Source organism: Shewanella sp. 10N.7 (genome assembly GCF_020806285.1).
In the GTDB taxonomy this organism is placed as follows: domain Bacteria; phylum Pseudomonadota; class Gammaproteobacteria; order Enterobacterales; family Shewanellaceae; genus Shewanella; species Shewanella electrodiphila.
In genome coordinates, this window is record NZ_JAJGZS010000004.1 from 23,069 (window position 1) to 47,127 (window position 24,059).

At 39.1% G+C, this 24,059-nt stretch carries 23 protein-coding genes; 4 read left to right on the forward strand and 19 right to left on the reverse strand.

The features are described 5' to 3' along the window. Nucleotides 1–4: 4 nt before the first annotated feature. The 3 genes from adhE to yfbR all read right to left on the reverse strand — a co-directional run bounded on the left by adhE (nucleotide 5) and on the right by yfbR (nucleotide 5,306). A complete protein-coding gene (adhE, locus tag LMH66_RS03780) occupies nucleotides 5–2,623 on the reverse strand; it encodes a bifunctional acetaldehyde-CoA/alcohol dehydrogenase (RefSeq protein ID WP_229368599.1) in 2,619 nt (872 codons plus the stop codon). Between the two features lie 619 nt (nucleotides 2,624–3,242). After that, entirely contained in the window at nucleotides 3,243–4,622 is a 1,380-nt protein-coding gene (locus LMH66_RS03785; RefSeq protein ID WP_229368600.1) for an anti-phage deoxyguanosine triphosphatase, read from the reverse strand. Nucleotides 4,623–4,697: 75 nt separating this feature from the next. After that, on the reverse strand, nucleotides 4,698–5,306 hold the full coding sequence (gene yfbR, locus LMH66_RS03790; RefSeq protein WP_229368601.1) for a 5'-deoxynucleotidase: 609 nt from the start codon (nucleotides 5,304–5,306) through the stop codon (nucleotides 4,698–4,700). Nucleotides 5,307–5,497: 191 nt separating this feature from the next. Between yfbR and LMH66_RS03795 the strand changes: the two genes are divergently transcribed. Continuing rightward, nucleotides 5,498–6,406, forward strand: coding sequence for a hypothetical protein (locus LMH66_RS03795; RefSeq protein ID WP_229368602.1), 909 nt, complete (start codon nucleotides 5,498–5,500; stop codon nucleotides 6,404–6,406). 15 nt (nucleotides 6,407–6,421) lie between these two features. Here LMH66_RS03795 and LMH66_RS03800 read toward each other — a convergent pair whose 3' ends face one another. Next, on the reverse strand, nucleotides 6,422–7,267 hold the full coding sequence (locus tag LMH66_RS03800; RefSeq protein ID WP_324295155.1) for an endonuclease/exonuclease/phosphatase family protein: 846 nt from the start codon (nucleotides 7,265–7,267) through the stop codon (nucleotides 6,422–6,424). 157 nt (nucleotides 7,268–7,424) lie between these two features. On the opposite strand from LMH66_RS03800, the gene cls reads away from it, so the two are divergent. After that, complete coding sequence (cls, locus tag LMH66_RS03805; protein WP_229368603.1) at nucleotides 7,425–8,876, forward strand: cardiolipin synthase; 1,452 nt, start codon at nucleotides 7,425–7,427, stop codon at nucleotides 8,874–8,876. A 126-nt stretch (nucleotides 8,877–9,002) separates the two neighbouring features. On the opposite strand, the gene LMH66_RS03810 is transcribed toward cls, so the two are convergent. The 7 genes from LMH66_RS03810 to LMH66_RS03840 form a co-directional block, all read right to left on the reverse strand. Continuing rightward, entirely contained in the window at nucleotides 9,003–10,217 is a 1,215-nt protein-coding gene (locus tag LMH66_RS03810; RefSeq protein WP_229368604.1) for a pyridoxal phosphate-dependent aminotransferase, read from the reverse strand. A gap of 313 nt (nucleotides 10,218–10,530) precedes the next feature. Further along, nucleotides 10,531–11,091, reverse strand: a complete 561-nt coding sequence (gene efp, locus LMH66_RS03815) for an elongation factor P (RefSeq protein WP_102527250.1) — start codon at nucleotides 11,089–11,091, stop codon at nucleotides 10,531–10,533. A 46-nt stretch (nucleotides 11,092–11,137) separates the two neighbouring features. Beyond that, entirely contained in the window at nucleotides 11,138–12,385 is a 1,248-nt protein-coding gene (earP, locus tag LMH66_RS03820; RefSeq protein ID WP_229368605.1) for an elongation factor P maturation arginine rhamnosyltransferase EarP, read from the reverse strand. Nucleotides 12,386–12,643: 258 nt separating this feature from the next. Continuing rightward, a complete protein-coding gene (gene fldA / locus LMH66_RS03825) occupies nucleotides 12,644–13,171 on the reverse strand; it encodes a flavodoxin FldA (RefSeq protein WP_102527252.1) in 528 nt (175 codons plus the stop codon). A 49-nt stretch (nucleotides 13,172–13,220) separates the two neighbouring features. After that, a complete protein-coding gene (gene ybfE / locus LMH66_RS03830; RefSeq protein WP_055023987.1) occupies nucleotides 13,221–13,493 on the reverse strand; it encodes a LexA regulated protein in 273 nt (90 codons plus the stop codon). An 8-nt stretch (nucleotides 13,494–13,501) separates the two neighbouring features. Beyond that, nucleotides 13,502–13,723 carry a DUF2788 domain-containing protein gene (locus LMH66_RS03835; protein ID WP_102527253.1) on the reverse strand — a complete coding sequence of 74 codons (222 nt, stop codon included), beginning with the start codon at nucleotides 13,721–13,723 and terminating at the stop codon, nucleotides 13,502–13,504. A gap of 133 nt (nucleotides 13,724–13,856) precedes the next feature. Then, complete coding sequence (locus LMH66_RS03840; RefSeq protein WP_229368606.1) at nucleotides 13,857–14,621, reverse strand: alpha/beta fold hydrolase; 765 nt, start codon at nucleotides 14,619–14,621, stop codon at nucleotides 13,857–13,859. 334 nt (nucleotides 14,622–14,955) lie between these two features. Between LMH66_RS03840 and seqA the strand changes: the two genes are divergently transcribed. Continuing rightward, entirely contained in the window at nucleotides 14,956–15,579 is a 624-nt protein-coding gene (seqA, locus tag LMH66_RS03845) for a replication initiation negative regulator SeqA (RefSeq protein WP_102527255.1), read from the forward strand. A gap of 22 nt (nucleotides 15,580–15,601) precedes the next feature. Beyond that, nucleotides 15,602–17,242: a phosphoglucomutase (alpha-D-glucose-1,6-bisphosphate-dependent) gene (gene pgm, locus LMH66_RS03850; RefSeq protein ID WP_229368607.1), complete on the forward strand. Its 1,641-nt coding sequence runs from the start codon at nucleotides 15,602–15,604 to the stop codon at nucleotides 17,240–17,242. A 141-nt stretch (nucleotides 17,243–17,383) separates the two neighbouring features. Here pgm and LMH66_RS03855 read toward each other — a convergent pair whose 3' ends face one another. The 8 genes from LMH66_RS03855 to hypB all read right to left on the reverse strand — a co-directional run bounded on the left by LMH66_RS03855 (nucleotide 17,384) and on the right by hypB (nucleotide 24,052). Continuing rightward, a complete protein-coding gene (locus LMH66_RS03855) occupies nucleotides 17,384–18,565 on the reverse strand; it encodes a DUF1501 domain-containing protein (protein WP_229368608.1) in 1,182 nt (393 codons plus the stop codon). A gap of 1 nt (nucleotide 18,566) precedes the next feature. Further along, the gene (locus tag LMH66_RS03860) at nucleotides 18,567–20,072 is read right to left on the reverse strand and encodes a DUF1800 domain-containing protein (protein ID WP_229368609.1); all 1,506 of its coding nucleotides are present in this window, start codon (nucleotides 20,070–20,072) and stop codon (nucleotides 18,567–18,569) included. Between the two features lie 331 nt (nucleotides 20,073–20,403). Then, complete coding sequence (locus tag LMH66_RS03865; protein WP_229368610.1) at nucleotides 20,404–20,571, reverse strand: hypothetical protein; 168 nt, start codon at nucleotides 20,569–20,571, stop codon at nucleotides 20,404–20,406. A 49-nt stretch (nucleotides 20,572–20,620) separates the two neighbouring features. Continuing rightward, on the reverse strand, nucleotides 20,621–20,965 hold the full coding sequence (hypA, locus tag LMH66_RS03870; protein WP_102527259.1) for a hydrogenase maturation nickel metallochaperone HypA: 345 nt from the start codon (nucleotides 20,963–20,965) through the stop codon (nucleotides 20,621–20,623). Then, on the reverse strand, nucleotides 20,965–21,978 hold the full coding sequence (gene hypE, locus LMH66_RS03875) for a hydrogenase expression/formation protein HypE (protein ID WP_229368699.1): 1,014 nt from the start codon (nucleotides 21,976–21,978) through the stop codon (nucleotides 20,965–20,967). The genes hypA and hypE overlap by 1 nt, the downstream gene beginning before the upstream one ends. After that, the gene (gene hypD, locus LMH66_RS03880) at nucleotides 21,971–23,092 is read right to left on the reverse strand and encodes a hydrogenase formation protein HypD (protein ID WP_229368611.1); all 1,122 of its coding nucleotides are present in this window, start codon (nucleotides 23,090–23,092) and stop codon (nucleotides 21,971–21,973) included. The genes hypE and hypD overlap by 8 nt, the downstream gene beginning before the upstream one ends. Further along, entirely contained in the window at nucleotides 23,092–23,334 is a 243-nt protein-coding gene (locus LMH66_RS03885) for a HypC/HybG/HupF family hydrogenase formation chaperone (protein WP_229368612.1), read from the reverse strand. Before LMH66_RS03885 ends, hypD begins: the two co-directional genes overlap by 1 nt. Before the next feature lies 1 nt (nucleotide 23,335). Further along, nucleotides 23,336–24,052, reverse strand: coding sequence for a hydrogenase nickel incorporation protein HypB (gene hypB / locus LMH66_RS03890; protein ID WP_229368613.1), 717 nt, complete (start codon nucleotides 24,050–24,052; stop codon nucleotides 23,336–23,338). Between the last annotated feature and the right edge of the window lie 7 nt (nucleotides 24,053–24,059).

Consider the following 24,059-nt stretch of genomic DNA (forward strand, 5'->3'; position numbering starts at 1 on the left):
ATGACTATGCCTGTTTATCTTGATACTCTATACCGTAAAAGCTATCGAGTAAAATCTGTTTTAGCTCTTTGATTAATGGGTAACGTGGGTTAGCACCAGTACATTGGTCATCAAAAGCATGTTCTGCTAATTCATCTAATTTTGCTAAGAAATCAGCCTCATTAACACCCGCTTCTTGAATAGAGGCTGGAATGCCCACTACAGACTTTAATTGATCAATTTTAGCAATTAATAACTCAACTTTTTCACTGTCAGTATCTGCAGTGTCGACGCCTTCAATTTTTAAATGTTCAGCTATGGTCGCATAACGGCAAAGTGCTTTAGGGCGATCGTATTGGCTAAATGATGCTTGTTTTGTTGGCATATCTGTGGCGTTAAATCTAATAACATTACTGATCAATAATGCGTTTGCTAAACCATGTGCTAGGTGGAATTCTGCCCCTAGTTTATGTGCCATAGAGTGACAAATTCCAAGGAATGCATTTGCAAATGCAATACCGGCGATAGTTGCGCCATTATGGACTTTTTCACGTGCCACTGGTGCATTTGCACCTTGTTCATATGCTGCTGGTAAATATTCAACCAGTAAGTCTAGTGCCTGCAAAGCTTGCCCGTCACTAAACTCATTAGCCATCACACTGACATAAGCTTCAAGTGCGTGAGTCACAGCATCGATACCACCAAATGCTGTGAGTGATTTTGGCATATCCATGACTAAGTTTGGATCGACAATCGCAATGTTAGGCGTGAGTTGATAATCGGCAATAGGGTATTTCATACCAGAAACTTCATCTGTGACTACCGCAAATGGAGTTACTTCTGAGCCTGTTCCTGACGTAGTTGGTATCGCGACCATTTGCGCTTTTACACCTAACTTAGGGAATTTGTAAATACGTTTACGAATGTCCATAAAGCGCAGTGCTAAATCGGCAAAATCTACATCTGGATGCTCATATAATACCCAAATGATTTTGGCAGCATCCATTGGCGAACCACCGCCCAAAGCAATGATCACATCTGGTTGAAAACTTTGTGCGACTTTAGCGCCTTGTTTGACGATAGCTAAAGTTGGATCTGCTTCGACTTCGTAAAAGACTTCAGTTTCTAAACCCTGTGCTTTAAGAATTTTAATTGTTTCATCACAGTAACCATTATTAAATAGGAACTTGTCGGTAACGATTAAGGCGCGCTTTTTAGTTTCCAACTCTTCCAGTGCAATAGGTAAGCTGCCGCGACGAAAATAAATAGATGAAGGAAGTTTATGCCACAACATATTCTCAGCCCTTTTAGCGACGGTTTTCTTATTAATTAAATGGCTCGGTCCGACATTTTCAGAGATAGAATTACCACCCCAAGAGCCACAACCTAAGGTCAGTGATGGTGCTAACTTAAAGTTATATAAATCACCAATACCCCCTTGCGACGCGGGTGTGTTAATTAAAATGCGGGCTGTTTTCATTCTAAAGCCAAAGGCTTTAACACGCTCGGTTTGACCGTCTTGGTCTGTATACAAACCTGATGTGTGGCCAATACCACCTAGGGTGACTAAAGCTTCAGCTTTATCCATTGCATCATTAAAGTCAGTTGCGCGATACATACCTAAAAGAGGCGATAGTTTTTCATGGGCAAAAGCTTCGGCATCACTAATGTCAGTCACTTCACCGATAAGTACTTTGGTCCAGCTTGGTACATCTATGCCCGCCATATCTGCAATGGTTGATGCACTTTGACCGACAATATCTGCATTTAAATTGCCATTCTTCAGGATCACATCTTGCATCGCTTTTGTTTCGGCAACGGACAAGATATAACCGCCGTGGCTGGCGAATCTTTCTTTTACTTGCTCATAAATACTATCAACGACTACAACAGCTTGCTCTGACGCACAAACCACGCCGTAATCAAAGGTTTTAGACATTAAAATTGAGCTAACTGCGCGCTTAATATCGGCTGTTTCATCAATAACGATAGGGGTATTACCAGCGCCAACTCCAATGGCTGGTTTTCCTGATGAATAAGCCGCTTTCACCATACCTGGGCCACCAGTTGCGAGAATTAGATTGATTTGCTCGTGGGTCATTAATTGATTTGATAAAGCCACTGATGGTTCATCAATCCAACCGATAATGTCTTTGGGTGCACCTGCTTCAATAGCAGCTTCAAGCACGATTCTTGCTGCAGTAGTCGTCGACTCTTTTGCACGAGGGTGAGGTGAGAAGATGATCCCGTTACGTGTTTTAAGGCTGATTAATGCTTTAAAGATTGCAGTAGATGTTGGGTTGGTAGTTGGTACGATGCCGCAAATAATGCCTACAGGCTCGGCAATTGTAATGGTGCCGAACGTCACATCTTCAGCAATGATGCCACAGGTTTTATCATCTTTATATTTGTTATAAATATACTCTGATGCAAAGTGGTTTTTAATTACTTTGTCTTCTAACAAACCCATATTGGTTTCATTGGCTGCCATTTTGGCTAATGAAATACGCGCATCAGTTGCAGCGAGGGCTGCAGCTCTAAAGATTTTATCAACCTGTTCTTGGCTGAAATTAGCAAACTCTTTTTGCGCTTTTGATACGCGGTCCACTAACTGGTTAAGTTGCTCAGTGTTGGTGACAGTCATAATCACTTCCTTTAAAAATAGTTAACTAAACAGTTTTAGGTAACGACTCTCAAATATCTTTAAATCATTTTGTTTATAGGTAAGAATTCTTAATCCTTGTTATAAAATTACCTCTTTAGGGGCATAGTTATCGTGATCAAACCCACAAAATGATGCTTATTGGTAATTTTATTACGTTGTTTGGTTTGTAAATAAAGGCTAGGTCACATAGTAAACCTAAACGTTGTTGTTTAAAGATTAATGACAGTCAAATCAACTGAAAGTTGAAGTCTACATGAAGGCTATTAGATAAGGGCTGTTAGATAAGGGTTATTAGATAAGAGCTATTAGCATTGGCCAAATTACTTGTTTAAGCTTCAGTATAAGTATAAGTATAAGTATAAGTTTCTTTATAAATAAGGCTCAAACATTGAGAATGAAAGATTGGCATAGTGAGTAGAAGATATTTAGCCGGAGGAAGTGTGCAAAAGCTAGTGTGAAAGAGGTAGCGTGAAAGAGATAGTGTGTATGGATAGAGTCAGATCCGCCCATTCAACTTCTAACTTGGTTGAATAGGCTAATCATAAAAGTGAAATGAGTTTTGATGTCTTTGCTGTTTAGTTGTGTATTCAGCAAAATATCAACGTTCTAGGCTAATTTCAAAAATTCCTGCTGATTTAGGACCGAAAAGTTGTTGATGTAATCGTCCTGCAAATTCATCAGTCATACCGGATATATAATCAGCGATAACGCGCATTTCATTTAAATTATTATCTTTAGCATGTTGCCAACGCTCCTGGGTATTAAGTGGCAATAACCTTAAAGGATCTGATTCAAATGCTTCAAACAGCTCCATGACAATTTGTTGGCCTTTGTACTCTAGCATTTGTATTTCTGGTTTACGGATAACATACTTAAACACGAACTGTTTTAATGTATTTAACGCATCTGCGAATGCTGGCTGAAGCTTGGCATTGTATCTCAATAAAGGTTCTTCAAATTGAGTATCTTCGACAACAATGATATCAGTTACAAAACCATTCACTAACGTGCCAATGGCATCTTTTCTTAAGTGATGATGCGGTGAAAATAGCTTGTCTGCTATCGTTTTAAATTCGTTGCTAAGCCATTCATCTTCACTTTGAGATAAGTGACTTGCGACGTCTTGTTGCCACTGCGCTGGGGATACAATTCCCATGACGATAGCGTCTTCTAGATCGTGTACTGCGTAAGCGATATCATCAGCTAATTCCATGATGGAACAATCAAATGATTTATATTGAGTTCTATTATGCGGGTAAGTGTCGGTTTTACTGGGTTTTGAACTCACAAAACGGTTTCTGTCTTTAACAGATAAACCTGCCAACACCCAATCATAAATGTCTTTATCATCATCGAATAAACTTTTAACCGGTGGCCATTGTGACGGTTTAAGCTGACGATGGCTTTTAATTTCTTCAGTACCTAGATCTACATGTAATTGACTGTATAGAGCAGGGTATTTAAGGATCCCTAACAGCGTACGTCTTGATAGGTTCATTCCCCAATATTGGGTGTAGGGCTCAAGCCTTGCCAAGATACGAAAGGTTTGCCCGTTTCCTTCAAAGCCTCCATGGTTTCGCATCATGTAGTTGAGTGCGACTTCTCCACCGTGGCCAAAAGGTGGGTGGCCAATATCATGGGCTAAACACAAGGATTCAATCAAACTCATTGAATCGAGTAAATCGTTAACATGGGGGTGTTTTCGTTTTAGTTGCGCAGCGATCCCTGTTCCTATTTGCGATACTTCAAGTGAATGAGTCAATCTTGTTCGGAAAAAGTCGTTCATGCCGATGCCGTGAACTTGGGTTTTTGCTTGTAATCTTCTAAATGCAGCTGAATGTAAAATTCGTGCTCGGTCACGTTGAAAAGGGCTGCGATGATCGTTGCGTCTTAACTTATCTTCACCCAAGCGTCGATCATGCCAAGGATTATGGGGTTCATTGGTATCAGGTTGTTTATATGAAATCGTATCTGGCATTGTCATTCCTGTTATCAAGTGAATTAATACATGAGCTCATTACGTTAGAAGGGTTATCGCTAAAGTAACAAGGTATTAAATATGTGGATCATTTTCAGTCAGTTTATCTAAGGTTGATGTGCAACTGTCTAAAAAGATATCGATAAAGCATTTTACTTCGGGTAGCTGCTGCTGTATTTCGTTGAGTTTTTTATCTAAGTTGTCTTTGACGTGATGAAATTCGTCATTGTTAAACCTAAGCTCATTCATGGTTTTAACGTATACCTGCAATATATCTGCTGCTTTTACGATGGCTTTGTATTCAGGATCAACTTCAGACTGGACCAGTAAAGGTTCCATCTCTTCTCTTAAATCTTCAGGCAGCGAGGCTAAACATTCTTTCTCTGCTAAATTTTCTAACTTTTTAAAGGCTTTAGTAAATTCAGGGCTGTGATACTTGGTATTTGAATTGATATCTTGGAGCTTGGTTTCTGAGACTTCATGATAAAGGGCAATAGTGGCGGCTTTTTCAGGGTTCAAATTGCCATTAAACCGTTTGTTTTTGATGACAACCAATAAATGTGCAATGACTGCGACTTGATGGCAATGCTCTGACACGTTTTCTTTTTGGAAGCAGTGCATTAAAGCCCAGCGTTCGAGTAAAGGCATACGGGTGATCCATGCCATAAAAGTACTTGATTTCATATGCGTCCCCTAGAGAGTGTGACTCGCTGAATACGGAAGATGGTAATCCTCTTATAGTTATAACATTACTGTAGTTGCAGTCGAACTGCCAGATAATCAATTTGTTTTTATTCAATAAATTAACACTATAATTTGATCTCATATCTGCATAGCTTTACTCTTAGTTATTGGAATAAATATAGAGTACTAAGATGGATGATGCCCGTTGTGTTGAATTACAAAAGACTGTCACAAATGAAGATTTGTATTTAATCGACGACGTTAAATCTTATCAGTTTGTATGTGACGAGTGCGGGGTTAGTTTAATACCATGTTCATACAAAAAAGCAGTTAATCTGCGTAAACCCTACTTTAAAACAGGTAAAAACAGCGAACACCTTGTTGGTTGTTATGCCAAAGCAACCTCTAAAATACGCGAACAAGCTAAAACGGCTAGGATTTCAACTGATGAAGGCTTTCCATTAGCCTATCCAAATCGTTTCAATTTAACGGCTGCTAAATCAGTTAAAACAGAGAAAAGTTCAGCTAGTGATATACAAGCACAGCATGGCGTGATTAAAAAACAATTTGATAATGCCAATCGAGCTAACAGCAAGCAAAACTATGTGACCAGTTCTTTTCAAACCTTAGTGGACCAATATTTTAATTTTCCCTTCGATCGCGATCGTGAGCTAACGTTTGTTGGGATTAGTGGTCATCAATATCAGCAGGTTTTTCATAAAATACAAAACCCGATAGGTAAACAAAAATTTCGTTTTCAATCTGAGAAACCTGAGACAAAGGTCTTTTTTAGTAGCTTGTCCTGGGAGAAACCAGAAATTATTGATGATCAGATTATTGTGAAACTGTCAGCTGGTTGGTGGCAAGAAAGTGACGGTAAGAAAAAGAATTTACGCCCCTATTTTGTCGAAATCAATACTACAGAATGGAGTAAAACAGTCTTTAATAATTTTACACAAAGGCTAACCCAAATAAGAGAGTTAGTGAAAGGTACAGATAAAAAAGCCATGATGGTGTTTGCTGGCAAGCAAGACCGTGAACAGGATTTTTATCGTTTTACCTGTGATGAGTCGCGGCTGATTTGCTTTAAAGTATTTTAAGTTGCGAGTAGAGGCTTAACGTAATTCGAACTGAGTTTGTATCGGATTATGATCAGATGCTGTGGTTTTATCTGAATTAGCACCCGTTAAATGCAAACCACGATAATATAGGTGATCTAAAGGTAGCCCGAATACGCGTTTTCTAAAGTCGACTTTGTAATGGGCTTCTTCTAGTCGTAAACCTTGCGCTAACTGTGTGACAATATTCATCCGACCTTCACGCCATGTATTGAAATCCCCAGCTAAAATCACCGGCCCTCGATGCATTGTGACCTTATGCAGAATTTGTTTGAACTGGGCTTCAAAACTACTTAATCGCATATCAAAATTCACACCATGTAAATTAATAACTAATAGCTGTTCACCTGATGAGAGCGGGTAACGGCTGACTAAGGTTGATTTAGCAAAACGAATGAGTGGCTCGGTTGTTTGATAGGCGCAGGCTTCATTAGCCGGTTGTGTCGATAGATTCATGACTCCCATTGGCACATTCATTAACTTGAAGCCTTTAGCCATCAATACATGAAACTGATGGTCATCAAGATATTGAACAAAGGTACTGTTTAGCTTCGCTTCTTGAAGTAATACTAAGTCGTTTTGTTGGGTTAATTCTGTTAGTACAGGCTGCCAATCAATTTTTTGCTGTTTATAAATATTCCAAACAGCAACATTTAGTTTACCTTGTCTATCAATCGGGGCAGATTCAGAAGCCTGACTAGAGCACTGAGATACAAAAAAAGGCGGCTGTTCACTCATCATTATCTCCGGTTGACCATTAAACGTCGAAATTACATACATATAAGACAACAAGGTGCCGATTATGATGATGAACAATAAAGGATATATGACACGTTTAATAATAAAGACCTTATTATTGTGATGTTTATTAGCACTTTAAATAGAATAGCACCTATAAAGCTACGCAAATTATGACGTTTGATCGAATATTCAGTACAATCAAACTCTACTATTAATTTATAACAAATTCACTATAAAGCTTAGGGCGAATCAAATACCTATGGATCAAATAACCCAAATAATTGCAGTGCTCGGTGTTTTCCTTTATTGGTTAATTCTGGGCGGTGTTGCAACGCGCATTGTGATTAAACGCAGAAGTGTTGGGGTTTCTTTTTCGTGGTTATTGATCATTTACTTCCTGCCTTTTGTGGGGGTTATTGCTTACTTATTATTTGGTGAATTACACCTTGGCAAAGCGCGTTCTAGCCGTTCTAAAGCCATGTATAAACCTTATGCTGATTGGTTTTCAGCTTTATATCAGCACAACGCACATCAACCTGAGCGTCAAAGTGATTATGCGAGTTCGATAAGTAAATTATGTGATGTGCAATTAAATATTCCTTCGTTAACAGCAAACGAAATAGCGCTGCAACAAACACCTGAACAAATACTGAACTCGATTATTAGTGATATTAATCATGCCGAATCGCTAATCGATATGGAGTTTTATATTTGGCATCCTGGAGGACTAGCTGATGAAGTCGCTATAGCACTCATCAATGCATCAAACAGAGGTGTTTCAGTTAAGCTACTACTAGATGCTGCGGGTAGTCGTTTGTTTTTCAAATCATCTTGGCCTTCAAAAATGAGAAATGCTGGGATTAATGTTGTTGCTGCATTGAAAGTTAGCCCACTAAGAATGTTCTTTAGAAGAATGGATTTACGCTTGCACCGTAAAATAGTGGTTATAGATAACACGGTTGGTTATACCGGCTCTATGAATTTAGTTGATCCCAAATGCTTTAAACAATCTGATGGTGTAGGTGAGTGGATTGACATTATGGTTAGAATTACTGGCCCAGTTGTGCCGGTTATGAATACCGTAAGTGCTTGGGACTGGGAAGTTGAAACTAATGAGCGAATTTTACCGGAAATGCCACCTGAGGCGCATTGTACAGATACATCCTCTTTAGTTCAGGCTATCCCGTCAGGGCCTGGTATGCCGGAAGAAGTTATTCATCAAGTATTATTGCAAAGTCTGTATCAAGCAGAGCATAAAATTATTATTACTACTCCTTACTTTGTTCCCAGCGAGCAATTGCTAGATGCGCTAGTGACAGCTTCATTGCGGGGAGTGGATGTTAACATCATCATTCCACGTAAAAATGATTCTACTATGGTGAAATGGGCTAGCAGCTCCTTTTTTACAGAGTTATTAGCAGCAGGAGTGACGATTCATCAATTTAATGGTGGTTTATTACATACCAAGTCAGTACTGATTGATGAGGAGCACTGCTTAATTGGTACTGTGAATATGGACATGCGCAGCTTATGGTTAAACTTTGAATTAACCTTAGCTGTGGATGATGTCAAATTCGCCGCAAGGTTAGGGCAACTTGTACAAGCCTATATGGATGACTCAGATATTTTGACCGATGAAGAGTGGCAGCAACGTCCTATGTATAAACGTTTTATAGAGCAAGTCTTTTATCTATTTAGTCCGCTTTTGTAATGATTAACGATTGCAGTTTATAACGCCTCAAGAATAAAATTAAGCGCATATGACAACAAAAAGCCACTTAGAGAACTGAGTGGCTTTTGTTTTAATGGGTTGTACTACCAACTTAATATCTGTGGTTTACTGGGAATAATCTTCTAAAAAGTTCCCAAAGTCGGTGAGCGCCTTAGATAAGTCTTCTTTATGTGGTAAGAACACCACTCGAACATGATCTGGTTCTGGCCAGTTAAAAGCCGTTCCTTGTACTAATAAAATCTTTTGTGATTTCAATAGATCGAGTACTAATCGTTCATCATCGCGCAAGTTAAATTTTTTCATGTCTAACTTAGGGAATGCATACAAGGCGCCTTTGGGTTTTTTAACACTGACTCCAGGAATACTATTAAGCGCATCAAAACATACATCTCGTTGGGCTGTTAAGCGCCCATTTGGCAGTATTAACTCATTAATACTCTGATAACCGCCTAATGCAGTTTGAATGGCATGTTGATTGGGCACATTCGAGCATAAACGCATTGAGGCCAACATATCTAACCCTTCAATGTAATTAGCAGCAGACTTTAAATTTCCGCTTAGTACCATCCAGCCAACTCGGAAACCTGCGGCGCGATATGCTTTTGAAAGGCCGTTAAAAGTAACCGTTAAAATATCGTCTGAAAGCGACGCCGCATGGGTGTGTACTGCGTCATCGTATAAAATCTTGTCGTAAATTTCATCGGCAAATAAAATGATGTCATGTTGGCGACAAAGTTCGATCACATCTAATAACAACTCTTTACTGTAAACCGCACCAGTGGGGTTATTTGGATTAATGATCACAATACCGCGTGTACGGGAGGTGATTTTACTTTTGATGTCTTCTAAGTCTGGGAACCAATCTGACTCTTCGTCACAGCGATAATGAACCGCTTTACCACCTGCTAGGTTTGCAGCCGCTGTCCATAATGGATAATCAGGCGAAGGAATAAGTACTTCATCGTCAGTATTCAGCAAGCCCTGTAATGCCATGCAGATAAGTTCTGATGCGCCATTGCCGATATACACATCTTCAATGTCGATACCGTGTATACCTTGAGCTTGATAATGTTGCACAATGGCCTTACGAGCTGAGAATAACCCTTTTGATTCACAGTAACCTTGAGCACTGGGTAAGTTTAAAATAACATCACGGACAATTTCTTCTGGGGCTTCAAATCCAAATGGGGCCGGGTTACCAATGTTAAGCTTTAAGATTCGATGTCCTTCATCTTCAAGACGACGAGCTTCTTTATGTACAGGGCCACGGATGTCATAGCATACGCTATCGAGTTTATTGGATTTGATTATAGGGCGCATACTTGCCTCAACATTACTAATTACGACTTAAGTCTGCGAACAATAACGAATTTAACCTTTAGTTTAAAGGTTTTTTTATAAGGTTTTTTGCAATAATTAGCGTTTTATTCTGTGGTGATGTTTTATTAATACCTGCAGCGATGTTTAATTCTGTATATTCGTAACTCGGTAGTTTATTAATCTTCGAAATGGCTGTTGGATAGATATTGTCTCTTATGAACTCAAATTGGCTTTAACCAATTAAAAACAATAAAAAAAGCCAGCATGAGCTGGCTTTTTATACATATCGTAATCTTGATCTAAAAAGCGTGGATTAAACGCGCTTTTTGAATTCGTTTGTACGAGTATCAATTTCAATCATGTCGCCAATCTTTACGAATTCAGCAACAGTCACAGTACCGCCACCAGTAATAGTCGCAGGCTTCATTACTTTACCTGAAGTATCACCACGAGCAGCTGGTTCTGTGTAAGTCACTTCACGTACGATTGTAACGGGTAACTCAACAGAGATAGCTTTACCTTCGTAGAAAGTTACTGAACACTCTTCTTCCATACCGTCAACGATATAAGCAGCTGCATCACCTAAGTTATCAGCTTCAACATCATATTGATTGTACTCAGCATCCATGAATACGTACATTGGATCAGCGTAGTAAGAATAAGTACATGCTAAACGTTCTAGGATGATATCTTCCATCTTGTCATCACCTTTGAAGGTGGTTTCAGTGGTTGAATCTTGTAGAACATGCTTAAGCTTCATTTTAACGATTGCAGCGTTACGGCCAGAGCGAGTTGTTTCAGTTTTCTGAACAACCCATGGGCTGCCATCTAACATGATCACGTTACCAGGACGGAGTTCATGAGCAGTTTTCATTACTTTATTCCTATTTTTAGGTATTAATTTTTAATTGCGCAGTATCTTAGCTGGTTTTCACAAATTCAACCAGTCGTGAAGCGAGATCTGCATCCTTTTTAGCATCAACCGGCCAATCTTTAGCATGCTGCTGCAGTGGCAATTGTGCTGAAATGAGTTGCTGCCAATGTTCAACGACATTGGTATCTTGCTGATTAAAAGCAAAATTGGTTTTAGACCAAGTATTTGCGATATCATTTTCAAGTTTCAGGCTGTAGATATTAACAAAAGCCTGTAATTTTACTAGATGATAATCATCTTCTTGTGGGTATATGTGCCAAATAAATGGTTTTGCTGCCCATTGCGCCCTTAAAAATGAGTCCTCACCGCGAACGATATTAAAATCGCAGCTCCATAAAAGACGATCAAACTCAGTCTGATCTGTCATGGGCAATATATGTATGGTTAAATTACCCATAGAGAATCGTTGGGTTGCTTTTATAGTGTCGAACGACACACCTAATAAACTGATAATACTATGCAGACTCTTACCCATGGGAATTAAGGCATGTATCTTTTGGGTGTTAACTTCAGACTGAGCTGCATTAATCCAATACTGGCATAAAGCGGTTAGCGCGTCAGTTTCATAACTAAAAACGCTAATAACGTAATCGTTTACATTAATACCGGTTAAACCAAGCCGCTTAAACAGGGCTAGTTTATTTTTATCATCCGATTGCCAGCTATCACGTTGGTTAAATAAATTTTCTTCACAGATTAATCCACCACTGTGATGACTAAATCCTGGGAAATAGAAATATTTTTTAATGCCGCTTGCTTGCATTGAGGGCAGGCCATGGCATCCATCAACCCAATCTTCAGCCGAAAGGTATTCAAGGTTTATCCATACAGGTGGTTCACTGACATTATTTGCTAACCTACTATTTGGCTCAATTGTCTGATGCGTTTTATGTTGTGACTCAATTATGTCGATTACTGATGAGGGTAATTCACAGGCGAAAGCTTCTATTAATAGTGAACCAGGGGTGTAAGGTATATCTAGAGGGGAGTTCCATTGCAATATATTCACACCATAAAAGCACTGCTGTGAGAGTTCACAATCTAGCTCTGGTAAAATATGTGAGAAGCTTTGCAAATCATCGACCCACAAGTTAATGTCAATTTGATATTCAGCAGCTAACTGTTTTGCTAGACGCCAAGTAACACCAATATCACCATAGTTATCAACCACAGCACAAAAGATATCCCAGTGTGTTGCTTGGTTTTGAGTAAATGAATCACTCAAGCTTGTCATATACCTTTTCCTTTGTACTGAAGTTGTAGTTTGTAAACTTGCTGCCATTGGCTCTTTCTAGCAATTAGGTATTATGGATTTTGAAAATTAATTCCAATATCGACTTTAAAAATTGACTTAAATAAGCAACTTAAATAAGCAATTAGAATAACCGGCCTCTACAATTAAATTCAAAAACTAGATTCAAAAAAAGCGGCTAATGCCGCTTTTTTTATTCAAGCTATCGAACTGATATCCGATAACTGATGAGATATGTGGTTAGTCTTCTAACTCTGCTAAGCACATTTCTTCGTAAATTTGTTTAACCCAAGCGTCTACACGCTCTTCTGTTAATTCAGGCTGACGATCTTCATCGATACCTAAACCAATAAAATGCTTATCATCGACTAAGCCTTTAGAAGCTTCAAAATCATAACCTTCAGTTGGCCAGTTACCAATGATAATGCCACCACGTGCAGAAACGATGTCACCAACCATGCCCATAGCATCAAGGAAGTATTCAGCATAATCTTCTTGGTCACCACAACCGAAGATTGCGACTAATTTGTCAGTAAAGTCTACTTGCTCGAGTTCTGGGAAAAAGTCATCCCAATCACATTGTGCTTCACCGTAATACCAAGTTGGAATACCGAATAAAATTAAATCGAATTCAGCGATTTGTTCTTTAGTGCTCTTGGCGATGTCTTTCACATCAACCATTTGCTTACCCAGTTTCTTCTGGATCATTTTGGCTACAGCCTCGGTATTACCAGTGTCACTACCGAAAAAAAGACCTACAGTTGCCATTTGCTATCCTTTAAATATCTAGTTCGCTTTGCGAATTATAAAATATGGTTCAGTTGTCGATTTGTTGTTGCAGGATTAATTCGATTAACTGGCTACGGCTGATGTTACTGGCCAATGCTTGTTCGTTCAAGGCGTCATACAAAACTTGTGACACCTTTAACTCTATTCGTTTTAATCCATTAGCGCGATCCCGTTGGATCTGATTACGCTTATTGATTTTTAACTGTTGTTCCCGACTTAAGGGATTGCTTCTTGGACGTCCACGACGTTTTTCAGAAGCAAACAGGTCAATCGTTGTTCTGTCTGTTGATTCTTTTGCCATCGTTTTGTTTAACCGATGCCTGAGCCTTCCCAGGTCATCTGAATAATACCTTTTGCTACAAACCCGGCACAGCCAAGGAATAATACTAACCAAACGATATATCGACCAAACTTAGGCACTTTGCCTTGTTTGAGTACATCGTGAATCGCCATGCCGATAAAGAAAAAAATTAAAGCAAAAAACAAGTTTAGACCGAGAGTCTCAATTTGATCCATGTATTGATTCAACATGTTTTTACCTTCAGTTTTACTTTAAGGCTAAAAGAGGGCGGGAATATACCACAATGATGATACGTGGGCTATATCTGCAGAGTTCATTTTTTTAAATTTACACAGATGCCGACCTAACTGAGCCTTATGCTAGTTAACTTTGGTGCTTATCAATAAATTCAACCACTAAACGATTAAATATTTCAGGTTTTTGTGCATGTAACCAATGGCCTGTGCCATTGATTGTTTTTGCGCTTACTTGTGGAAACTGTTTCATAATGGCGCTTGTATGTTCCGCCAATACATATTCAGAGTCACCACCCCGAATGAAAAAACATGGTTTTGGATATACAGCATCAGGCATGTCCCAACCAATAATATGTGGGTAATTTTCGATTAAACCTTCTAAGTTCATTTTCCATTCAAAACCATTATCGGTTTTCTGTAAATTTTTAAGTAAAAATTGTGCCGTACCAAGATCAATATCTGCGTGAGTGAGATGATCTAAAGCAAATTTTCGTGAAGTAACATTTGCTAACGGTAAACTTGTTAATCCGGCAAATACTTTTTGATGGCGTGGGCTGTATGCGACAGGGGCAATATCAGCAACGACCAAACTCGTGACCATTTCAGGGTGCAATAAAGCTAACGCCATGGCCACTTTCCCCCCCATGGAATGACCGACAAAATGCGCCTCAGATAATTTTAATTGCTGTAAAAGATCAACACATTCCTGGGCTAGGCTTGGATAATCCATAGAATGCCAATGCTCACTATTGCCATGATTAGGCAAATCAACACGAATGACTTGGTAGTTTTGTTCTAATGCACTGGCTAGGTTTTTGAGATTGTCTGAATTACCAAATAAGCCATGAATTAAAATTACTGCTTGGCCTTCGCCTGATGAAACAAAATGCATTGAGTATTTATCCGTTGTCACTATCATTGAGGCGGTGATTTTGCCTGTAAATTAACTTAAATTTCAACACTTGATGTGATTTATTCTTAGAACAAATGTTCATTAAACAATCCACCAGCAAATTGATTTAATGAAATTGACTAATTATGAACGATTTAGTGACTTTAGCTCTTTAACCTACAGCGACAGATGGGTAGACTGTAATGATTAATTTGATCGATCAAAATCGATCCTTTAGCCGCCATTATTCAGCATCTTGTTAAAAGAAGTGCACAAAAAAGATTAAAAGCATTAGGCGGCATTCGTTTTTTAAGACCAAAGGAAGCAGACTAATATGAAATATATTGAGATAGACGAAGAACTCTATCGTTATATTGCAAGCAAAACGGAACGTATCGGTGAAAGCGCATCAGATATATTACGCCGATTGTTAGACCTTTCTGTTGAAACATCTGAACCTGCAGAGCCTCTTGCTATTAGTCACCCTAGTTTAGAATCTACCAATGACGCCATTGAAATAAAGCCGGTTACAAACAATCAAGTTGCTAACGTTCAAGTTAAAGAAGAGAAAGTTCCAGTTGCTGAAGCTGAAAACCTCATAGACACTAGTGAAAATGTTGATGTCGATTTTAAAGATGTTGTGCATGAACATATGCTTGCTCAACAAAAAGGTGCAGTAGGGCGATTTATGTTCTTGTTGGAATCATTGTCTGCATTAACACCTAAGACATTCGAACAAATCTTAAAAATCCAAGGACGCGGCCGTCTTTATTTTGCACGTTCAAAGGCTGAGTTATTATCAGCAAGTCAATCAGCTAATCCAAAAGAAATTGGCGAGAGCGGTTACTGGGTGACAACCAATAATAACACCGCTAAAAAGCGCACTATTTTATCAGAAGTGTTATTGCAATTAGGTTGCAATGAAGAACTGGCACAATCGATTTCAGAAAGAATTTAAAATCTAAATAGGGAGAACATGGGTGGCGATTCACAATAGAGCAGGAAAGGTGGCGTTACAAACGGATTTGATCAATTTACCAAAATTGATGAGTTATTATTATCGTATCACCCCCAACGTTGAAGATGTGCAACAGAAAGTCACTTTCGGTACATCTGGACATCGCGGCAGTGCGTTAAAGTCGAGTTTTAACCAAAACCACATTTGGGCAATCACTCAAGCCGTAGTTGATTACCGTCAACAAGCTGGCATAAAAGGGCCTATGGTTGTTGGTTTTGATACTCATGCATTGTCTTACGCAGCTTATATGTCTGTACTTGAAGTATTGACAGCTAATCAAGTCGCTGTGAAAGTTCAAAAAGACGATGGATTCACCCCTACACCCGTTGTATCTCAAGCCATTATTGCAGCTAATGCAAATGGTGGGGAATTAACTGATGGGTTAATTATTACCCCTTCACATAATCCGCCACAAGATGGCGGTATTAAATACAATCCTCCCCATGGCGGTCCAGCGGAAGCTGACATCACCAAACAAATTGAAGCAAAGGCGAATCAATATTTAGCTAAACAGCTATCTGGTGTGCAGAAAGTTAATTATGGCGTTGCACTCGATTCAGGTTGGATTGATGAGGTTGATTTCATTGCGCCTTACGTCAATGCGTTATCTAGCGTGATTGATTTAGAAGCCATTGCTAAAGCTAAAATACGTATTGGTGTTGACCCATTAGGTGGTTCAGGTATTTATTACTGGGAACATATTGCTAAGCAACATGGTTTAGATATTACCTTAGTTAATGAAAAAGTTGATCCGTCATTTGGTTTTATGACATTGGATAAAGATGGCAAAATCCGCATGGATTGTTCATCCCCTTATGCGATGGCGGGTCTGTTAGCTCATAGTGAGAGTTATGATGTTTGTGTGGGTAACGATCCAGATTACGACCGTCACGGAATCGTGTGTCCTGGTTTTGGATTAATGAACCCTAATCATTACTTAGCTGTAGCAATTGATTATTTGCTGACATATCGCAAAGGTTGGTCTGCAGATTTAGCCATTGGTAAAACATTAGTATCAAGTGCGATTATTGACAGAATTTGTCAGTCTCATAATCGTCAATGTTTAGAAGTGCCAGTTGGTTTTAAATGGTTTGTGGACGGCTTGGCAAATAGCACAATTGCATTTGGTGGTGAAGAAAGTGCAGGCGCTGCATTTTTAAATAAAGATGGTAGCACTTGGTGTACCGATAAAGATGGCTTTATTTTAGCCTTACTTGCCGCTGAAATTTTGGCCGTAACAGGTAAAACACCCGCGCAGCGTTATGTTGAACTTACTGAACAGTTTGGTGAAAGCTTTTACACTCGCATCGATAGCCCGATCAGCTTGAAGAAAAAAGCCAAGTTTGAAAAACTATCTTCCGACAGTTTTACTGACAAAGAGCTTGCAGGTGAAACTATTACTGCTATTTTGTCACATGCGCCTGGTAACAACGCGGCAATTGGCGGTATTAAAGTGACGACTGAAAATGGTTGGTTTGCGGCGCGTCCATCTGGCACCGAAGCGCTATTTAAAATATATGCAGAGAGCTTCATAAGTGAAGATCACCTTGCTGAAATAATCAGTCAAGCACAAGTTATGATTGATGCAGCGCTTAAAGCTTAGAGTTAGCATCATTAAAGCCACTTCATAAAGATTTGGCTTTGAAGTGAATAGAAAAAAAGCCTGACTATTTAATATGATAGTCAGGCTTTTTAGTATTTGGCTCTTGGTATTAAGTAGGGATTGAAAAATTATCGCATATTTTTACATCATTATTTGATTACTATATGGCTTATGTAAGGGAAGGACTTTTGCGATGGCGTCATCGCTTAACTGCCAATGTTGCTTCAATATACTGGCTATCCAACTAAAACTATTAGTTGTTGGCTGTAAATCACGTTGTTTAAATAGTTGCTCAGTTTTAAGACCCGGCCAATCACCTAATACTTTACCGCCTTTTACCTGGCCACCAGCAATGAACATTGCACTGCCTGTACCGTGATCGGTTCCTTGAGTGCCATTTTCTTTTACGGTGCGACCGAACTCTGTCGCTACAATCACAACAGTGTCATCCCATTGAGAACCCAAAGACGACTTTAAGGCTGCTAAGCCACTGTCTAATTCAGTTAACTGTTTCAATAAACGCTTATGCTGATTATTGTGAGTATCAAAGCCACCCATTTCCAACATGGCACAATCAATGTCATCACTCTTTACTAAGAAATTACCACATGCTTTTGCTAACTCGATAAATTTGCGACTGGTTTTTTTACTATCATCAATCATGGCAGTGTCTTGAAGTGCTAACCCATAGGTTAAATTCTGCAGTAAACTTTTATCATCTTGATATAAGTTATTTAATTGACGATAAATATCGTCATCTGCAGCTTTGATATTTGCTGGGTACCAGGTGTTAACAGCGTTGCTTCCACGTAAGCTAATTGGCGTACTATTGGCAATGGCAATCGCTGATGAAGTTTGTTTACTATATTTACTCGTACTTATAGCAGAATTAGAAAGACCACTTAAAGATCTCGCTAACCATCCAGAATCTAAGTTATTTAAATTACCGCCGCTTTCGAGGTAATCTTGACCATCAAAATGTGAGCGACTTTCATAACCTGATGATACAGCGACAATAGGCAGTAATTGCTTGTCTAAGTACCATTTATGTAAATGAGTTAAAGCGGGATTAAGCCCAAACTGGTTATCTAATGCTAAGGCACTTTTCATCACGCTCTTAGCTAGAGTAGGCCGTAACGTGAGTAAGTTGTCGTCTTTTAGCGGAACTACAGTGTGCAATGGGTCTAAAGCGCCTCTAAGCATTACCCAAACTAGATTCTTTTTATTGGTTTTGATATCGGTTGCTAGTGCTGATGTCGATACTCCACTACTTAACATCACTAAACTGGCACCGAGTCCTTTGATAAATTCGCGACGTTCCATGTTATCTCCTTAAAAACTCAGGACTCAATAGCAGTAATGCAAGTGCTTGATCGCGACTTTCAGCTCGGGTAATGGTCTTATAAGATGACTCTGTCATGGTTTGACCAAAATTATTTACAATCAAATCTGCTGCCATTTGTTTACGTTGTCTCTCCGCTAATCTCACCGACCAGTTAATTTTGGTCATCAGCGCATTGGCTCCATTCCAATCTTTCTCATCGTCACTGAAGCCTGCTGGAGAATTAGCTTTAAAAGGCTGCTGACCTAACTCCGTGAGTAACTGAATCATTTTTCGACCTTTAGGCACAGAAATATCAAATGCTCGATAAGCTGAGATAACAAACTCTGTGGGTGTTTTAAACTTCTGCCGTATAGGTTGCCATGCCTCTGTTGAGCTAATCATGGTGATCATCACTTGTTTGATATTCCCGTTAGTGCGAATCCAGGTTTTCACTAATTGATTTTGTAATGACACGGAAGGTTTATCTGCAATAAAGTGTTTGGCTAACTTATAACAAAGATGTTTTGCAGTTTGAGGATGCCTTGCTATATCTACCAGCATGGTTTGCCCTTGTTCAATACCGGATTGAGGGTACTGTTTGCCAAGTAACGTTCTTGTGCCAGATTCATGGCCATTTGAGCGAAACATAAACCCGGTTTGTTTGTCTCGTTTTGGGTTAGCAATACTCCATCCACTAATGCCTTTTGCTAGTTCAATCACATCAGTTTGTGAATAGCCGCTATTTACCCCTAAGGAATGTAATTCAAGGATTTCACGGGCGAGATTTTCATTTAACCCTTTGCCTCTTTTACCTAATTTTGAATTAGCGCCAAAAGACTTTTCATTGTTTAAATATTTAATCATTGCTGGATGGGCTGTAACAGCAAGCAACATATCTTCAAACGAGCCTAATAGATTAGGCGCGATAGCCTCACGTTCTAGCGTCGGTGCTAGTCCTGTCATGAAAGGCCCTTGAGCTGTAACGCTGAAGTGATTAGAAAAGAATTGTAATAGCCGCCAACTCAGGGAGTTCGGTGAGTCAATTGCGCTCTGTAAACTACTGGTGGTTAATTCAATAAAAGCTTTTCTAAATGGCGGTTTGTTTTTCGGCTTTAGAGGAGCAGCCTTGACATTGTCTGTCGCATCTGAGTTAGCCATACTTGTATCAATAGACATACTGTTAGCAGTTTCTGTGGGTATATTTATACCTACAGTGCTCGTTTCAACCGCTTTTCTATCTCGTTGTTTCTGTTTTTGATAGTCTGCTAAAAGCTGCATTATAGAATCAGAACTATATTGAGTGGGTAAAAACTTAGGTATGACTAATTGATTAATCAAAAAGGCTTGTGGATCTTTTTCCGCATGTGTTAATTCGTTAGGTTTTGCGCCGAGACCAAAACGATTTACTGCAATTACGGCATTATTTTGTGAAATGGCATTTTTAGTTGAAATGAAGTCTGCAGCTTCACTTACAGTAAAAGGATCATCTAGCAATTCTTCTGGCATCACGCTTCCTTGAATATGTCTTAATTAGCTTCGATTAAACTGTATGAACTTCATGATTAAACATAACCCATTATTTTATTAATTAGTAAAAAGTGACATAGCTTTGCATTGCTTTGCATAAATGGACATGACTCTGATTGTTTTATGTTCAAAGTTGGAATAAAAAAAGCGATAGGAGATTAATACGATTCGACATAAGCGTTTGCAGTTTGTGTGTATCTCAATTTTACAATGTAATAAACACAAGTTTGCTTCAAAGATGGGGCAAAAAAATAACCTACTTTAAAACGAGAGAGCCCTGTATCTAGAGCTCTTCGAGAGATATCTATCGTTACTTATTTAGTTTTTGATAAATAACAAATGCGACGATTGCAACCAGTGTAATTGCTGGTGCTAGTTCATATAAATGATGAAATAAGCCCATACCACCATGACCTTCATGGGCAAAAACAGCCGTCGGTGCAGTCGCGAATAATAGAGCAATTAATTTAGTGTTCATTATTAATTTCCTTTTGTAAGAATTGATTCTAAGTACCTAGTTTGTTTTATTACGTATTCATCTCTAATTGCATCAACATCATTTCTTCACCTTCAACCACTTGAGTGTTATGACTCATACATAAAGGGCAGATAACATTTCGTTGTTCAAGCGTTGTTTCTTTATCACATTGCCTACATTTAATTATTAAGGGCTGTAGCTTGATGTTAAGCAATGCTGACTTACAAATTGTTTCCAGTTTAAAAGTATCAAATGCACGCTGAAGTAAATCTGGCTCAACACCACTAAGAACGCCCACTTTAATATCAACCCTCACAATACTGGTGGCCTGGTTATCTTTGGCTAACTGCTCAATTTGTTCCATTAGTGACATGACGATGGAGTATTCATGCATTAGCAAATCCTTGGCAATAATTCACCTTGAGGAATGTCTAAGTATCGACTGCTTCCCCACGGGGTATTTAAAATGACTTTGCCATTGTGCGCGTCTGTGACATAACCAATAATACTGGCCTGATCGCAATGACAATACTGGGTCATGACTTCTAATGCTTTATCTGCTGCGGCTCGTGGCAATGCCATGATGAACGTCCCCTCATTGGCTAAATCATAGGGTTCAAAACCATATAGCTCACATAAACCTTGCACTTCGGTCGAAACAGGAATCAATTTTTCATCGACACTAATGTCAACATTAGATGCCATTGCCCATTCATTTAATACTGCAGATAAGCCACCACGGGTTGCATCTCTCATTGCATGAATGTCAATATTTGCTGTGATAAGTTGCTCAACAATAGGCCACAGACTTGCACAATCACTGGTTAAATCTGATTCTAAAGACAAACTGTCACGGGCCATGAGTATTGCAGCACCGTGGCGTCCAATATCCCTTGAAACAATGATCACATCATCATTTTGAAGATTGTTGACTGATATGCCTTGTTTGATAATTTTGCCGACACCAGAGGTATTGATGAATATGCCATCGGCGCAGCCTTTAGGGACGACTTTGGTGTCACCGCAAACAATATGAGCGCCACTTTGTTGCATTTCTTCAGCCATGCTGGTCACAATGGTTTGCAGATCCTTTATGGCAAAACCTTCTTCAATAATAAAACTACAACTTAAATATTCTGGCAGTGCGCCCATCATGGCAAGATCATTCACTGTTCCAGCTATGGCTAGTTTTCCAATATTGCCACCAGCAAAAAATAAAGGGTCGACAGTAAAAGAATCAGTAGTAAAAGCCGTTGCGCCTGATAGTTGTAACTGAGCTGAGTCTTCTTGAGATGTCAGAATTGGATTCGCAAACGCAATAAAGAACATATCGTTAATCAATGCATTCATTTCTTTGCCACCACCGCCATGACTAAGTTGTATTTGTTCGAATTTTTTATTAAGCATGAGATACCCCAGCATATCGATAATAAGCATTACAAGCGCCTTCAGAGCTCACCATACAGCTACCTAATGGAGTTTCAGGAGTACAACCACGCCCAAATACTTTGCAATCAGGTGGGTTAGCTATGCCCCGTAAAATATCACCACATTGACATGCTTTATGATCGTTGATTTCTTCTGTAGGCAGCACTGTTGTATAAATAATTTCAGCATCGCGATGGGAAAATTCATCTTTAAGACGTAAAGCCGAATTGGGAATGGGGCCTAGTCCTCGCCACCTAAAACTGTCTCGTAGGGTCAAATATTTGTTGATTAGCTGTTGAGCTGCAAGATTGCCGTCTTCAGTCACTGCTCGGCTATATTGAATATCCAGCTCAGCAATTTGGGCATGTTTTTGTTTAACGATACGTAAAATTGATTCCATAACATCAACTGGTTCAAACCCTGATACAACAAGCGGTGTTTGATATTGTTTTACTGCAGGTCGATATACTTTAGCGCCACTAATGACACTGACATGAGCAGGTCCGATAAAAGCATTAACCTTACACTCTGTATCAGCCATGACAGTGTCAATGGCGGGTGGAACAAGCACATGGTTGATGTGAAACAAAAGGTTTTCAATGTTTTGTTTCTCTGCTTGATCAATTAATACTGCAGTCATAGGGGTAGATGTTTCAAAACCAATAGCAAAGAAAATGACTTTTTTATTCGGATTCTCTTTGGCAATCGTGATCGCATCTAAGGGATCATAAAGCGGTCTAATATCTGCGCCTTTAGCCCGAAATTTAGCCAGGTTCCCCTTAGACCCTGGTACTCTAATCATGTCACCTAATGTCAGTAAAATCGTATTGGGTAACTGGGCTAGGGCAGCGGCGTGGTCTATTCGCTCTTTTGGCATAATACAAACAGGACAACCAGGGCCGTGAATAAATTTGATGTTTGCAGGTAGTAGTTGGTTCAAACCATATTTCATTATCGTATGAGTATGCCCCCCACAAACTTCCATGATATTAATATCCGTTTCGATTTTACTTGCGATTTTTTTTATCGATTGCGACAAAGCTCTTATAGTTTCAGGGTTTCTGAACTGCTGGTATAAATCAGAGAGTATCATTAGGCTTGCTCCTCAAGGGCTAGCTTTTCAACTATCTCTTTGTAGAGTGCTAAACTTAAGTTGGCTTCTGTTTTATCAATTTTATTCATCACGAAACCAATATGGATAAGAACAAAATCTCCAATTGCTAATGGTTCCGTCATTAAATGAGCACTGACACGTCGCTTAACACCTAATGTATTAACGGTTACGCTTGCATCATCATGTAATTCAGTCACTTGTGAAGGAACAGATAAGCACATATTACAATTCCTCTTGATGTTTAAGGATCCACTGAGCCACAGCCGTAATCGACTGTGGATCTTTTACTGAAACAGGCATTAAAGTGACATTAGGGTTTAATTTTTCGAGTTGTTTACGACACTCAACTAAGGAAAAGTTAAAGTGTTCTACTAAATCCATTTTAGTTATCAGGACTAGATCTGCGCGGCGGAACATGACGGGGTATTTTTCAATTTTGTCATCACCTTCAGGTACAGATAATAAGACGATGTTGTGGTGGGTACCTACATCATAACTGGCTGGACACACCAAATTACCGACATTTTCTACAAAACAAACATCGATAGGCTTTAGATCGATATGGTGTAATGCTTGATGCACCATGAAAGCGTCTAAATGACATGCCGAACCCGTTTGAACTTGGTATGCCTCAATTCCTTTAGCTATTAATCTGTCAGCGTCCCTTGAGGTTTCAAGATCGCCTTCGATTACCGCATATTTTTTAGGTAAGTATTCATATAAGTGCTCAAGTAGGGTTGTTTTACCGCTCCCTGGACTACTCATGAGATTGAAAGCTGTCACTTTATTCGCTTCAAAGTGCTGTCGATTATGTTGCGCTTCGTGATCGTTCTTATCTAAGATTTTATGAATAACAGATAATGTTTTGGTGTCATTAAGCTGTGGATTCGTATGAAGGTTTGAGTGATCCGTTAATGAACATCCGCAATCTTGGCACATACTTTAA

Bases quoted from the DNA above. Each gene is read 5' to 3' on its own strand.
- adhE (WP_229368599.1), bottom strand. From the start codon at position 2,623: ATGACTGTCACCAACACTGAGCAACTTAACCAGTTAGTGGACCGCGTA.
- LMH66_RS03785 (WP_229368600.1), bottom strand. From the start codon at position 4,622: ATGCCAGATACGATTTCATATAAACAACCTGATACCAATGAACCCCAT.
- yfbR (WP_229368601.1), bottom strand. From the start codon at position 5,306: ATGAAATCAAGTACTTTTATGGCATGGATCACCCGTATGCCTTTACTC.
- LMH66_RS03795 (WP_229368602.1), top strand. From the start codon at position 5,498: ATGGATGATGCCCGTTGTGTTGAATTACAAAAGACTGTCACAAATGAA.
- cls (WP_229368603.1), top strand. From the start codon at position 7,425: ATGGATCAAATAACCCAAATAATTGCAGTGCTCGGTGTTTTCCTTTAT.
- LMH66_RS03810 (WP_229368604.1), bottom strand. From the start codon at position 10,217: ATGCGCCCTATAATCAAATCCAATAAACTCGATAGCGTATGCTATGAC.
- efp (WP_102527250.1), bottom strand. From the start codon at position 11,091: ATGAAAACTGCTCATGAACTCCGTCCTGGTAACGTGATCATGTTAGAT.
- earP (WP_229368605.1), bottom strand. From the start codon at position 12,385: ATGACAAGCTTGAGTGATTCATTTACTCAAAACCAAGCAACACACTGG.
- fldA (WP_102527252.1), bottom strand. From the start codon at position 13,171: ATGGCAACTGTAGGTCTTTTTTTCGGTAGTGACACTGGTAATACCGAG.
- ybfE (WP_055023987.1), bottom strand. From the start codon at position 13,493: ATGGCAAAAGAATCAACAGACAGAACAACGATTGACCTGTTTGCTTCT.
- LMH66_RS03835 (WP_102527253.1), bottom strand. From the start codon at position 13,723: ATGTTGAATCAATACATGGATCAAATTGAGACTCTCGGTCTAAACTTG.
- LMH66_RS03840 (WP_229368606.1), bottom strand. From the start codon at position 14,621: ATGCATTTTGTTTCATCAGGCGAAGGCCAAGCAGTAATTTTAATTCAT.
- seqA (WP_102527255.1), top strand. From the start codon at position 14,956: ATGAAATATATTGAGATAGACGAAGAACTCTATCGTTATATTGCAAGC.
- LMH66_RS03855 (WP_229368608.1), bottom strand. From the start codon at position 18,565: ATGGAACGTCGCGAATTTATCAAAGGACTCGGTGCCAGTTTAGTGATG.
- LMH66_RS03860 (WP_229368609.1), bottom strand. From the start codon at position 20,072: ATGCCAGAAGAATTGCTAGATGATCCTTTTACTGTAAGTGAAGCTGCA.
- LMH66_RS03865 (WP_229368610.1), bottom strand. From the start codon at position 20,571: ATGAACACTAAATTAATTGCTCTATTATTCGCGACTGCACCGACGGCT.
- hypA (WP_102527259.1), bottom strand. From the start codon at position 20,965: ATGCATGAATACTCCATCGTCATGTCACTAATGGAACAAATTGAGCAG.
- hypE (WP_229368699.1), bottom strand. From the start codon at position 21,978: ATGCTTAATAAAAAATTCGAACAAATACAACTTAGTCATGGCGGTGGT.
- hypD (WP_229368611.1), bottom strand. From the start codon at position 23,092: ATGATACTCTCTGATTTATACCAGCAGTTCAGAAACCCTGAAACTATA.
- LMH66_RS03885 (WP_229368612.1), bottom strand. From the start codon at position 23,334: ATGTGCTTATCTGTTCCTTCACAAGTGACTGAATTACATGATGATGCA.
- hypB (WP_229368613.1), bottom strand. From the start codon at position 24,052: ATGTGCCAAGATTGCGGATGTTCATTAACGGATCACTCAAACCTTCAT.